This window comes from Neisseria sp. GT4A_CT1, assembly GCF_000227275.1.
In the GTDB taxonomy this organism is placed as follows: Bacteria; Pseudomonadota; Gammaproteobacteria; order Burkholderiales; family Neisseriaceae; genus Neisseria.
In genome coordinates this window covers 151,959-164,483 of sequence record NZ_JH164966.1, presented here as the reverse complement: position 1 = coordinate 164,483, position 12,525 = coordinate 151,959, and the positions used below count along the sequence as shown (strand labels likewise).

The 12,525-nt window shown below is 46.4% G+C and carries 11 protein-coding genes and 1 pseudogene; 6 read left to right on the top strand and 6 right to left on the bottom strand.

Translation table 11 applies throughout. From position 1 onward, the window contains the following. Nucleotides 1–43 precede the first annotated feature (43 nt). Nucleotides 44–883: a calcium-binding protein gene (locus HMPREF1028_RS05475; RefSeq protein ID WP_009311794.1), complete on the bottom strand. Its 840-nt coding sequence runs from the start codon at nt 881–883 to the stop codon at nt 44–46. Nucleotides 884–1,231: 348 nt separating this feature from the next. On the opposite strand from HMPREF1028_RS05475, the pseudogene HMPREF1028_RS15450 reads away from it, so the two are divergent. Next, a pseudogene (locus HMPREF1028_RS15450) lies at nt 1,232–1,294 on the top strand (transposase); the annotation flags it as partial. 151 nt (nt 1,295–1,445) lie between these two features. Here HMPREF1028_RS15450 and ttcA read toward each other — a convergent pair. The 3 genes from ttcA to eno all read right to left on the bottom strand — a co-directional run bounded on the left by ttcA (nt 1,446) and on the right by eno (nt 4,377). Next, complete coding sequence (gene ttcA, locus HMPREF1028_RS05470) at nt 1,446–2,405, bottom strand: tRNA 2-thiocytidine(32) synthetase TtcA (protein ID WP_009311792.1); 960 nt, start codon at nt 2,403–2,405, stop codon at nt 1,446–1,448. A 390-nt stretch (nt 2,406–2,795) separates the two neighbouring features. After that, nucleotides 2,796–3,074: a cell division protein FtsB gene (ftsB, locus tag HMPREF1028_RS05465; RefSeq protein ID WP_003743241.1), complete on the bottom strand. Its 279-nt coding sequence runs from the start codon at nt 3,072–3,074 to the stop codon at nt 2,796–2,798. 16 nt (nt 3,075–3,090) lie between these two features. Beyond that, nucleotides 3,091–4,377 (bottom strand): phosphopyruvate hydratase, encoded by a 1,287-nt coding sequence (gene eno / locus HMPREF1028_RS05460; RefSeq protein ID WP_003756747.1) that lies wholly within the window; start codon nt 4,375–4,377, stop codon nt 3,091–3,093. A gap of 502 nt (nt 4,378–4,879) precedes the next feature. Between eno and HMPREF1028_RS05455 the strand changes: the two genes are divergently transcribed. Further along, on the top strand, nt 4,880–5,215 hold the full coding sequence (locus HMPREF1028_RS05455; RefSeq protein ID WP_009311788.1) for a hypothetical protein: 336 nt from the start codon (nt 4,880–4,882) through the stop codon (nt 5,213–5,215). A 348-nt stretch (nt 5,216–5,563) separates the two neighbouring features. Then, nucleotides 5,564–6,556, top strand: a complete 993-nt coding sequence (locus tag HMPREF1028_RS05450) for a WG repeat-containing protein (protein WP_009311786.1) — start codon at nt 5,564–5,566, stop codon at nt 6,554–6,556. Nucleotides 6,557–6,621: 65 nt separating this feature from the next. On the opposite strand, the gene guaB is transcribed toward HMPREF1028_RS05450, so the two are convergent. Then, nucleotides 6,622–8,085: an IMP dehydrogenase gene (gene guaB, locus HMPREF1028_RS05445; protein ID WP_009311784.1), complete on the bottom strand. Its 1,464-nt coding sequence runs from the start codon at nt 8,083–8,085 to the stop codon at nt 6,622–6,624. A gap of 196 nt (nt 8,086–8,281) precedes the next feature. On the opposite strand from guaB, the gene HMPREF1028_RS05440 reads away from it, so the two are divergent. After that, nucleotides 8,282–8,719 carry a DUF4124 domain-containing protein gene (locus tag HMPREF1028_RS05440; protein ID WP_003767931.1) on the top strand — a complete coding sequence of 146 codons (438 nt, stop codon included), beginning with the start codon at nt 8,282–8,284 and terminating at the stop codon, nt 8,717–8,719. A gap of 144 nt (nt 8,720–8,863) precedes the next feature. On the opposite strand, the gene HMPREF1028_RS05435 is transcribed toward HMPREF1028_RS05440, so the two are convergent. Next, the gene (locus HMPREF1028_RS05435; protein WP_003756765.1) at nt 8,864–9,724 is read right to left on the bottom strand and encodes a tetratricopeptide repeat protein; all 861 of its coding nucleotides are present in this window, start codon (nt 9,722–9,724) and stop codon (nt 8,864–8,866) included. A gap of 179 nt (nt 9,725–9,903) precedes the next feature. Between HMPREF1028_RS05435 and hpnD the strand changes: the two genes are divergently transcribed. Both hpnD and hpnE read left to right on the top strand, forming a co-directional pair. Next, nucleotides 9,904–10,752, top strand: a complete 849-nt coding sequence (hpnD, locus tag HMPREF1028_RS05430; protein ID WP_009311782.1) for a presqualene diphosphate synthase HpnD — start codon at nt 9,904–9,906, stop codon at nt 10,750–10,752. Beyond that, on the top strand, nt 10,749–12,092 hold the full coding sequence (gene hpnE, locus HMPREF1028_RS05425; protein ID WP_009311781.1) for a hydroxysqualene dehydroxylase HpnE: 1,344 nt from the start codon (nt 10,749–10,751) through the stop codon (nt 12,090–12,092). The genes hpnD and hpnE overlap by 4 nt, the downstream gene beginning before the upstream one ends. Nucleotides 12,093–12,525: the final 433 nt, after the last annotated feature.

Below are 12,525 nucleotides of genomic sequence, written 5' to 3'. Positions count from 1 at the left end.
GCCACTCTGCAGAAGGTCGTTACCGTCCATGCCGTAGAGCGTGTCATATCCATCTAGTATTATCGAGCAAGTGGTTGTTGCCGCTGTTGCCTGTCAGGATGTTGCTTTCTTCGTTGCCATAACCGTTGATGTTATCGTTTCCTATCAGCGTCAAGTTTTCGACGTTGCTATTAATAAAGTAGGAAACGCTGCTGTAAACAGTATCGGTACCTTCATCAAAATATTCGTCAACTTCATCGAGCCAATTATCAACATAGTAAATATCATCCCCCTGGTCACCACGCATGAAGTCTACTCCACTACCACCGTTTAAAGTGTCGTTGCCATCTCCACCCACAAGGCCGTCGCGACCATGTCCGCCCTCGAGCCAGTCGTCGCCATCTCCACCATAGAGCCAGTCGTCGCCATCTCCACCATAGAGCCGGTCATCGCCATCTCCAGCATAGAGTGAGTCCTTGCCATCTCCACCATAGAGCGAGTCGTCGCCGTCACCGCCTAGCAACAGGTCGTTACCAGCCATACCTTCTAGCTTGTCATTGCCGCGACCGCCGCTCAAGCGGTTGTTGCCGCTGTTGCCTATTAGAATATTGTTAGAGTTGTTGCCAAATCCAAAGGTGTTGCCGTTGCCTGTCAGTGTCAGGTTTTCGACGTGGGTCGGTAAGGTAAAGGTTGTATCGGCGTAAACCGTATCATTGCCTTCATGTGCATATTCAACAATGGTATCGCCTGCGTTCTTACTGTAATAAATATCGTTGCCCAAACCGCCATAGAATGTGATATGTCCGAGACCGCCATGTAAAACGTCATCGCGGGGCGTTCCTTTGAGGACGTCTGATTTATTGTTTGCTGCGCTGCGGGATAAAGAGTGCAATGTATTGGCCATGATGGCTCTCCTTGAGAACAAGTTGCTGGGAAAAAATAATACCTATCTATTTGACATTAATAGATTTTTTCTTGTGTGTCATGATGTTGATTGTATCGGGGAATAAAATGACGGGAAAGGTATAATAATTGATATTATTGTTTTGTTTGCTAATTTAAAATAAAAAATGATATTTGATAGTATTCTGATGTTGATGAGTGAAAAACGAAAAGGTCGTCTGAAAATCGGTTTTCAGACGACCTTTTGTTGTGATCTATGACGGTTCGTGCTTTATATAGTTTCCCTGCAAAAGCTGTCGCAAGAATAGGCTGTGATTGTTTCTGTATGAATTGTCAAGAATAGGAAGAATATAGTGGATTAAATTTAAATCAGGACAAGGCGACGAAGCTGCAGACAGTACAGATATTACGGAACCGATTCACTTGGTGCTTCAGCACCTTAGAGAATCGCTCTCTTTGAGCCAAGGCGAGGCAACGCCGTACTGGTTTAAAGTGAATCCACTATAAAAATTCAGACGACCTTGAAAGGGTATCCCAAAGGTCGTCTGAAAATCTAAATCCCGTTATAAACCGCAAGTTTTCGGCTTGTTCGCCAGAATATTGATGACTTTACGTTCAGGTTTGGACGGGGTGATTTTGATTTCACTCTCGTCTTCTTCGCTGCCGTCGGAGTATCGTTCGGGCATTTTTTCGCTGTCAAACGCCAAGTCGCCGCCGTGTTTTAAGGTTTGACCGCGTTCCAAACCGGCGAAGTCGAAAAGCTCGGGGTCGGCAAGATGGGAGGGAACGACGTTTTGCAGGGCGGAGAACATCGATTCAATGCGGCCGGGGAAACGTTTGTCCCAATCGCGCAGCATATCGCCAATGACTTGGCGTTGCAGGTTAGGCTGCGAGCCGCAGAGGTTGCACGGGATAATCGGGAATTGCTTCAGTTCGGCGTATTTAATCAAATCTTTTTCTTTCACATATGCCAGCGGGCGGATGACGATGTGTTCGCCGTTGTCGCTCACCAGCTTGGGCGGCATGGCTTTGAGTTTGCCGCCGTAAAACATATTCAGGAACATGGTGGCGAGGATGTCGTCGCGGTGGTGTCCCAAGGCGATTTTGGTGCAGCCCAATTCTTTTGCTGTGCGGTAGAGGATGCCGCGGCGCAGGCGGCTGCACAGTGAACAAGTCGTTTTGCCTTCGTCCAATACGCGTTTGACGGTGGAGTAGGTGTCTTCTTCAACGATTTTGTACGGTACGCCTATGCTTTCAAGATAGGTCGGCAGCACTTCTTCGGGGAAGCCCGGCTGTTTTTGGTCGAGATTGACGGCAACCAGTTCGAAATCAATCGGCGCGCTGGCTTGGAGCTGGCGCAGGATGTCTAACAGGGCGTAGCTGTCTTTGCCACCGGAGAGGCAAACCATGATTTTGTCGCCCGGCTCGATCATGTTGAAATCGTTAATCGCGTCGCCGACGGCATGGCGCAGACGTTTGTTGAGTTTGTTGTTCTCTAATTCTTGCTTGGTTTTTTTGGACATAGCGGTTTGTGCTTTGAAATAAGGAAAAATTTAAGGGCGGTATTGTACCGCAAAAAGCGTTTGGAAACCGCATATTAGAAAAAGAATGGGAGCAGATTGAGATTTTAATCCACTATATTTGTCCCAATAGAAAGATTTGTGCTTAGGAGGGGTTTTTGAGTTGTGTTGAGAATGGGATGTTTATATCAGGATAGGATAAATTGATTTACAGTAGACAGATGCTTACATGCGTTTGGGAAATGATGGGGACGATGTTGTTTTGAAATTAGAGAAGCAGGCTTCTGTGTGCCACAGAAGCCTGCTTGTACGAAACGTCTGAAAGTTATTTATAGAGACCTAAAATTTGGGAATCACTCCTTTTCAGACGACCTTTTATTCCCATCAGGGCAATTAACGGCTGCGTTCGATAAAACGGTAATAGGTTTCGCCGTCTTGGACGTAACCCAATTCCACACGGGCAATTTCAGAAATCGCTTCTTGACCGTTCGCCAAATCATCGACTTCCGCAGCAAGGAACTGGTTGCGCAAAGTGAGCGTCTGGTTTTTCTCCTCCTGCACGGAAAGTTGTTCCTGCAATTCTTCCGTATGCCCGATACTGCCTTTTCCAAACCAAAGGCTGTATTGGCAGTAAGCAAGCGCGATGGATAAAACAACAGTTACCCACTTCATACATCAATACCTTTTCTTATTTGCCCAGTTGATAGAATGCGGCTTTGCCGGGGTAGTAGGCAGCTTCTGCCAATTCTTCCTCGATGCGCAGCAGTTGGTTGTATTTCGCCATGCGGTCGGAGCGGCTCAATGAGCCGGTTTTGATCTGCATGCAGTTGGTAGCGACTGCCAAGTCGGCAATGGTGCTGTCTTCAGTTTCGCCCGAACGGTGGCTCATTACGCTGGCGTAACGGCTGCGTTTTGCCAAGTCAACCGCTTGCAAGGTTTCGCTCAAAGTACCGATTTGGTTGACTTTGACCAGCAATGCGTTTGCCACGCCTTTTTCGATGCCTTCGGCAAGGATTTTCGGATTGGTTACGAACAAGTCGTCGCCGACCAGTTGTACTTTGCTGCCGAGTTTTTCGGTGAGGAGTTTCCAGCCTTCCCAGTCGTTTTCATCCATACCGTCTTCGATGGAGATAATCGGGAATTCGTTAACCAAGCCTTCAAGGTATTCGGCAAATTCTGCGCTGGTGTAAGAACGGCCTTCGGCTTCCAAGTGGTATTTGCCGTCTTTGTAAAACTCGCTGGATGCGCAGTCCAAAGCAAACAAGACATCATCACCTGCTTTGTAACCAGCAGCTTCGGTTGCTTCAACCATCAGTTGCAGGGCTTCTTTATGGCTGTTCAGGTTAGGAGCGAAACCGCCTTCATCGCCGACAGTAGTCGGGAAGCCTTTACCGTCGCATAGTTTTTTCAGCGCGTGGAAAATTTCGGCACCGCAGCGCAGGGCTTCGCGGAAGGATTTTGCGCCGACTGGCATAATCATAAATTCTTGAATGTTCAGGCTGTTATTGGCATGTTCGCCGCCGTTGATAACGTTCATCATCGGAACAGGCAGAGCCATAGGACCAGCACCGCCCAAGTAACGGTAAAGCGGCAGACCTGAATCTTCGGCAGCCGCGCGGGCAACAGCCATAGAAACTGCCAAAGTAGCATTCGCACCTAAATTGCCTTTGTTTTCAGTGCCGTCCAGCTCGATCATGATTTTGTCGATGTAGGACTGTTCGTTGGCATCGATACCGATCAGTGCTTGGGCAATTTGGTTGTTGACGTGTTCAACTGCTTTCAATACGCCTTTGCCCGAGTAGCGGGATTTGTCGCCGTCGCGAAGTTCCAAAGCCTCTTTTTGACCGGTAGACGCACCGCTCGGTACGGCGGCACGGCCCATTACGCCGGACTCCAGCAATACATCGCATTCTACGGTGGGGTTGCCGCGTGAATCCAAAATCTCGCGGGCAAAAATATCAACGATTGCGCTCATGAATATTCTCCAAATGAGGATGAAAAAAGAAAAGTAGCTTTGTTACATTTCAGACGACCTGTGAGTATCGCTGAAAGCACATCAACGGCGATTATACCGATGGTGGCGCCAAAACTGCTATGAAACCGACTGTAAGTTTGTTTCACGTCAACATCGGTTTGCACAGGGAGCAATATATGCTCAAACAGCCCCGTATTCTAACAGTTTTTGAGATTTTAGGGCAGGGTAACTTGCTGTAAAGGCTTGGTTTGGAAGGTCGTCTGAAAAAACGAAATTTGTTTCAATTGTCAGGTTTCTAATTGATGGCATAATAGTTATTTAAGCTGGAATTTAATTGAGCGTTTTGATTTTCAAAAAAAAAATGAATTTTTTATTTAAGATTTACATAGAAAGAGATGCTATGATGCCGATGAGTTAAGGTTGGAATAAGGGATAAAGAATAAAATAAAAAATAATAAGCTGGAAAATAGGAATTTATATAAAATTTATATGGACATCAGTTATGTGGAAGCCAATAGAGATCTTGTTTGATGAGTCTGATGATGAGGGTTTATCTTATATCTATTTTGATTTGGGAGATTTTCATTACTTCACTTTAACCTTCAATCAAAACGAAGACGATAAAATCTATTTTGAGTTTAATGAGCAAACTTTTTCAATTGAGAGTAATGATGTTGCTTATAATTTAATTGATCACGTTTTATCTTTTGATTTTGGGGAAGATATTCAGGAATCTCTGAAAATTAAAAAACACATCGAAATTGATATAGACGAAAGCATTAATATGATGGCATTTAGGAAAACACTGGAAAATATTTTTATGGCTAAGGAAGTGTAGCTGATTTTCTATATTTTTAAGAAATAGTTGCAAGGTAAAATATGATGATTAAAGGCTTATAGATAAAACCAGTGCTTGTATAGTAGATTAACTTTAAACCAGTACGGCGTTACCTCGCCTTGGCTCAAAGAGAACGATTCTCTAAGGTGCTGAAGCACCAAGTGAATCGGTTCCGTACTATCTGTACTGTCTGCGGCTTCGTCGCCTTGTCCTGATTTAAATTTAATCCACTATATTGTGAATAAGAGGTCGTCTGAAAATATTTTCAGTAATCTTGCCGGTTTTGAATATGGACATGCCTTATGAATTTTTATAAAATTCGCGCATCATTTTCAACAAGGTTAATGTATGAAGAAAATATTATTAGGCGCTTTCATTGCATCAGTGTATATGCCTATTGTACTGGCTGATACCTGCGAAGTACCAAAATTGACTGGTAGAGAAGGTTACAGCACGGTTTTTTGCCTTAATGAAGAAGGCTTGTCTAGGGTTGTGAAGCCGGGTAACAAGAAGAATCCTTTTTTGCATGGCTTTGTTAATCGACAAGGGAAGGTTGTTGTTCCACTTAAGTATTATGATGCCTATGATTTTTCTGAAGGATTGGCAGCAGTATGTAAAACCGTAGGAAAATCAGATCAGATTTTATGCGGTTATATCAATGCCAGTGGTAAAGAAGTTATTCCTTTAAAATTCGAATACATGCCTGGTGATTTTTCACAAGGCATTGCCCCTGCCAAACAAAAAGGCAAATGGGGCTTTATCGATAAAAAGGGTAAAGTTGTCATCCCATTTCAATATGTTAAAGCCGATTCATTCAGTGAAGGACTCGCTGCGGTCGCTACTGTTGATACAAATAAATATGGCTATATCAATACAAAAGGTGAGATGGTTATTCCACCAAAATATGAAGAAGCTTTTTATTTTAATGAAGGTTTAGCTGCTGTTCAGATTCTTGATAAATGGGGTTATATCGATAAAAGAAATCAGTGGGTAATTCCTGCGCGATATAAAAGTGCTTATAATTTTGAGGATGGTATGGCAAGGGTTTCACAAAATGATAAATACGGTTATATCGATAAAAAGGGAAAGGTAGTTATCCCTTTTAAATATACGTATCTAGGTTCATTGAGTGAAGGTTTGATTGGTGCAGAATTAAACGGCAAATTCGGCTATTTAGATAGAACCGGCAAAGTAATCATACCGTTCAAATTTGGTACTTTCAATAATTTCCAAAATGGTGTGGCACTTGTTAATATGAAGAATATATTTAAAGACGAAGATTATAGTGAGGATGAATTCTTTTATATTGATAAGCAAGGTAAGCCAGTTGAAGTGGAATAACAATTTTTGAATGTGATGCAATTAAGGTCGTCTGAAACTTTCAGACGACCTTTGTTCACTTGATCTTAGCGGTGATAGTTTGGTGCTTCTTTAGTAATCTGAACGTCGTGAACGTGGGATTCGCTCATGCCGGCGGAGGTGATTTCTACAAATTCCGCTTTTTCGTGCATTTCTTCGATATTGGCGCAGCCCAAATAGCCCATGCTGGAACGCAAACCGCCAGTCAGTTGGTGGATGATGTTCACAATCGGGCCTTTGTAGGGAACGCGACCTTCGATACCTTCGGGGACATATTTGTCGGTGCTGTCGGTTTTATCTTGGAAGTAGCGGTCGGCGGAGCCTTGGCTCATTGCTCCCAGAGAACCCATACCGCGGTAAGATTTGTACGAGCGGCCTTGGTAGAGTTCGATTTCGCCCGGTGCTTCTTCCGTACCGGCAAACATCCCGCCGAGCATGACACTGTATGCGCCCGCTGCCAAGGCTTTGGCGATGTCGCCGGAGAAGCGGATGCCGCCGTCGGCAATCAGTGGAACACCAGTGCCTTTGAGGGCTTCGGCAACGTTGTGAATGGCAGTCAGTTGCGGCACGCCTACGCCTGCAACGATACGGGTGGTGCAAATCGAACCCGGTCCGATACCGACTTTGACGGCGTCTGCACCTGCTGCGACCAAATCCAAAGCGGCTTTGGCGGTTGCGATATTGCCGCCGATGACTTGGATGTGCGGATAGGTTTCTTTCACCCATTTCACGCGCTCGATAACGCCTTGGCTATGGCCGTGTGCAGTATCGACGACGATGACGTCGACTCCCGCTCCGACCAAGGCTTTTACACGCTCTTCGGTGTCTCCGCCGGTACCGACTGCCGCGCCTACGCGCAAACGGCCTTCGGAGTCTTTGTTGGCATTTGGAAACTCGGTGGTTTTCAAAATATCTTTTACGGTAATCAAGCCTTTAAGCTCGTCTTTTTCGTTCAAGACCAAAACGCGCTCGACTTTATGTTCGTGCATCAGTTCGCGCGCTTCGTCGATGCTTGTGCCTTCGGGGACGGTAACCAAGCGTTCGCGCGGGGTCATGATGGCGGAAACGGGCAGGTCGAGGCGGTTTTCAAAACGCAGGTCGCGGTTGGTAACGATGCCGACCACTTTGCCGTTTTCAACGACGGGCAGACCGGACATTTTGCGTTTGCGTTGCGCGCGCATTTCCAATACTTCGCGGATGGGCGTCGTCGGGGCAACCGTTACCGGGTCTTTAACTACGCCGCTCTCATGGCGTTTCACTTTGGAAACGGCACGCGCCTGCATTTCGGGCGTCATGTTTTTATGGATAATGCCGATACCGCCTTCTTGCGCCATGGAAATGGCGAGGCGTGCTTCGGTAACGGTGTCCATTGCGGCGGAAAGTAAGGGGAGGTTGAGCGTGATTTCGCGGGTGAGCTTGGTTTGAAGTTTAACGTCTCGTGGCAGCACGGTTGAATGTGCAGGAACCAACAAAACATCGTCGAAAGTATAGGCTTTTTCTACGATACGCATGATGCTCAGTCTTTCAGTTTGTGCAAGATGCACGGCATTATAACACCCGCTAAGATTTGTTGACAGCGGATTGTTTGCAATTTGAGATTATTTTTTTACGACACCATTACGATGCATATTTTTGAATTAATATGACATATTTTTAAAAATCAAGTAAAATAGGGTCGTCTGAAAACACGTTTACGATGAAAACAAAATGAAAAAATCATCTTTATCCTTATTTTTGCTTGGCGTTTTGTATGCTGCCGGAGCAATGGCCGGAAATAATGTTTATACATGGAAAAGCGGCAGTGGCAGCACCAGCTACTCCGATACGCCTAATCGTTTGCAGCCGGAACGTTCGAATATTGTGAATATTCGAACCCGTAACGTGACGCCTGCAGTTGCCAAACCGGAAAATGCCCAAGAAGGGACGCTGTCAGAGCAGCAGGCTAAGCTGAACGAGAAGATTTTGGCGCAGAATAAGCAGGTTGAGGAGCAGAATAAGAAGGTTGAAGAAGAAAACCGCAAAAATAAAGAAGACAACTGTCGGATTGCCCGCGTAAACCGTCAGTTTGCGGAAAGTGCGCGCACTGCAAATCGTGATGATTTGATTAAACATTATCAAAGCGATATCAATAAATATTGCAATTGAAATTGGATTGAAACAGCAAATAAGGCATACAGTTATAACTATAACCGTATGCCTTATTGTTTTTAGCTTTCTTTGCAAAGTTGCCCGCTGGGCATTGAACAGGGTTCACCCATTGATAATAGTGTATTGGGAAAAATTCAGGGTTCAGTTTTGATTTTGCTGCACAATGTATTCCAAAGCATGTTGCGCGAGCGTATTGCCTTGGGCGGCGGCTTTTTCAAACCAAGATTTTGCCTGGGTAAAGTTTTGGGTTACCCCTTGTCCGTTTTCGTATAAAACGCCTAAGTTGTTTTGGGCGTTGGCATTGCCTTGTTCTGCCGCTTTTTTGTACCAATATTTTGCCTTGGGATAATTTTGGGTAACGCCTTGTCCCTCTGCATACATGATGCCTAAATTATATTGCGCTTTGGCGTTGCCTTTCTTGGCGGCTTTTTCAAACCATGACTTGGCAAGTTTATAATCTTGGCCTACGCCTTCACCTGAGTAATACATCAAACCCAAGTAAAATTGCGCACTGTCTTCCCCTTGGTCTGCTGCTTTGTGAAACCAAGTTTTTGCCTGTATATAGTCTTGTGGAACGCCTATACCGGCATAGTGAATGATGCCTAAATCAAACGCTGCTTCTGCATTGCCCTGTTCGGCTGCCTTTTCCCACCAAAATTTGGCTTGGCGATAGTCTTGTGCCGTTCCTTGACCTTCGTAATAAATAATTCCAAGATTGAATTGCGCTTCGGCGTTGTCGTTGTGCGCTGCTTTTTCAAACCAGTATTTAGCCTGCTCGTAATCCTGCGTCGTGCCGATGCCTTTTGCGTACATAGTGCCTAAGTCAAGCTGAGAGCGGGTGTCCCCCTGTTTCGCCATTTCTTGAATCAATCGGAAGGCTTGGTTTTCACTGTTTTGAGAGATATTGTGACGCGGGGTGTAATGTGGTTTTGCCGCATAAGCCTGCATTCCTGAGATGGAAAGCAGGATGGTTAGGATAAGTGTTTTAGACGTAATGTTCATGACTATAAAATATAATTGGTATTAGGAGAGTCGATTGTCTATATTAACTTGTCTTAAAAATGAAGTAAATCAAATATGGACGATTTGAACAATATAGGGATGAAAGGTCGTCTGAAATTGCCACAATTCCCCAAATCCCGATAAAATCGTCCTTCATAACCATATTTTTAGGACGCACCGTGCAAGGACTTGATTATTGCCGTCAGAAGGCAGAAGAAAGCCGCTCCAGTTTTTTATCGGGCTTCCGTTTCCTGCCGCAGGAAAAGCGGGATGCGATAACGGTTTTGTATGCTTTTTGCCGCGAATTGGACGATGTGGTCGATGACTGTTCCGATCCGAATGTGGCGCAGGCAACGCTGAACTGGTGGCGCGGCGATTTGGACAAGGTATTCGGCGGCATGATGCCGGAGCATCCGGTCAATCAGGCTTTGCGGCAGGTCAAGGAAACTTTCAAGCTGCCGAAATATGAATTGGAAGCCTTAATCGACGGGATGCAGATGGATTTGGTTCAGGCACGTTACGGCAGTTTTGAAGAGTTGAAACTGTATTGCCACCGCGTCGCGGGCGTCGTCGGCTGCCTGATTGCGCGGATTTTGGTTTTTTCAGACGACCGAACGCTGGAATACGCCGATAAGATGGGCCTTGCGCTGCAACTGACAAACATTATCCGTGATGTCGGCGAAGATGCGAGAAACGGTCGGATTTACCTGCCGATGGAGGAAATGCAGCGGTTTGACGTACCTGCAAGCGTGATTATGCAGTGTAAGCCGACGGATAATTTTGCCGAACTGATGCGCTTTCAAGTTTCACGCGCCCGTGAGACTTATCGTGAGGCGATGTCGCTGTTACCCGTCACCGATAAAAAATCCCAAAAAGTCGGATTGGTGATGGCAGCGATTTATTACGCGCTGTTGAACGAAATCGACCGCGACGGCGCGCAAAACGTCCTAACTTATAAAATTGCCATTCCTTCGCCGCGCAAAAAGCGTATTGCCCTGAAAACCTGGTTATTCGGATTTAAGCCATGAACACTCCGCATCTTCGCCCGAAAATTGCCGTTGTCGGTGCAGGTTGGACAGGTTTGTCTGCCGCAATATCGTTGGCGCGCCGTGCCGATGTTACTGTGTTTGAAGCCGGTCGGCAGGCGGGCGGGCGGGCGCGTACTTTGGCTGGAAACGCTGAAGGATTCAGCTTTTTGGACAATGGGCAGCATATTTTGCTCGGTGCGTATCACGGCGTATTGACGCTGATGGAGCACATCGGTGCCGACCCTGAAGCCGCTTTTTGCCGTTTGCCGCTGCGATGGCATATGTATGAAGGTTTGCAGTTTCAAAGTACGAACCTTCCTTCGCCGCTGCATATTTTGACCGGCATATTGCGTGCTAAAAACGTTTCGTTTTTGCTGAAAATCAGGCTGTTATCCGATATGACTGCGTTGCAGCGTTACGCACGCGGCAAGCGTGCTGATTTGGCTGTTGCCCAATGGCTGCGGCAGCGCAATGTCCCGCGCAGGCTGGTTACAGAGTTTTGGCAGCCGCTGGTGTGGGGCGCGCTCAATACGCCTTTGGAACATGCAAGCATGCGGGTATTGTGCAATGTTTTGTCCGACGGCGTATGGGCGGATAAATCCGGCAGCGACTACCTTTTGCCCAAGCGCGATTTAGGCGCAATTATCGCCGAGCCTGCGGTGGCAAAACTCAAGCAATGCGGTGCGGACATCCGTCTTGAAACCCGCGTAGGTCGTCTGAAAAACCTTCCTGACGGACGTGTCGTTGTGAATGACGAGGTTTTTGATGCCGTTATTGTTGCGGTTGCGCCGTATCATGCCGTCCATCTTTTCCCTGAAGATACTCCCGACTATATTCAGACGACCTATCAAAATCTCCAATACCACTCAATTACTACCGTCTATCTGCGCTATGCCATTCCCGTCCATCTGCCTGCGCCGCTGACCGGATTTGCCGACGGTGCGGCGCAATGGCTGGTGTATCGAGGTGCAATTGGTTTGCCGGCAAACGAAGTCGCCGCCGTCATCAGCGTTTCCGACCATGTCGGCGCGTTCAAAAGCCAAGAATGGGCAGAGAAAGTCCATGCCGATGTAAAACGCATCTGCCCTTATTTGGACGAACCCGAAGCCGTCCGCGTCATCACCGAAAAACGCGCAACCACAGCCTGCACGCCCGATTTCGCCACTCCCGATTTTGCTTGGTTGCACCAGTGGTGCATCTATCCGGCAGGCGACTACCTGCACCCGCGCTATCCGGCTACGCTGGAAGCGGCGGTACAGTCGGGTTTGACGTCGGCGGAAATGTGTTTGGCAGAAATCAATCTGAAACAAAGGGATAGAGATGCTCAGTCCTTGCTTTGACTGAGCTATTAAAGCTAAAGCTTGGCGTGAATGTTACGCAAAAAGGTCGTCTGAAAATGTTTGGCAGATTAAATCTGTGTTTTCAGACGACCTTTGTTGATGGTGGTTGCATGATCTAAATATTTGGATCCGACTACGGATGACACATTGTCTCAATCGGCGCATAATCGCCGAATTGACTCAATATAGTGGCTTAACTTTAAACCAGTACGGCGTTGCCTCGCCTTAGCTCAAAGAGAACGATTCTCTAAGGTGCTGAAGCACCAAGTGAATCGGTTCCGTACTATCTGTACTGTCTGCGGCTTCGTCGCCTTGTCCTGATTTAAATTTAATCCACTATATCTGCAACGGCGTTGTTGTATTCGGTTCAAAGACAATCCAGATAGGAAATGTCTCATACCCTGTCGGACGAGACCATACGAAGCAACGCCTT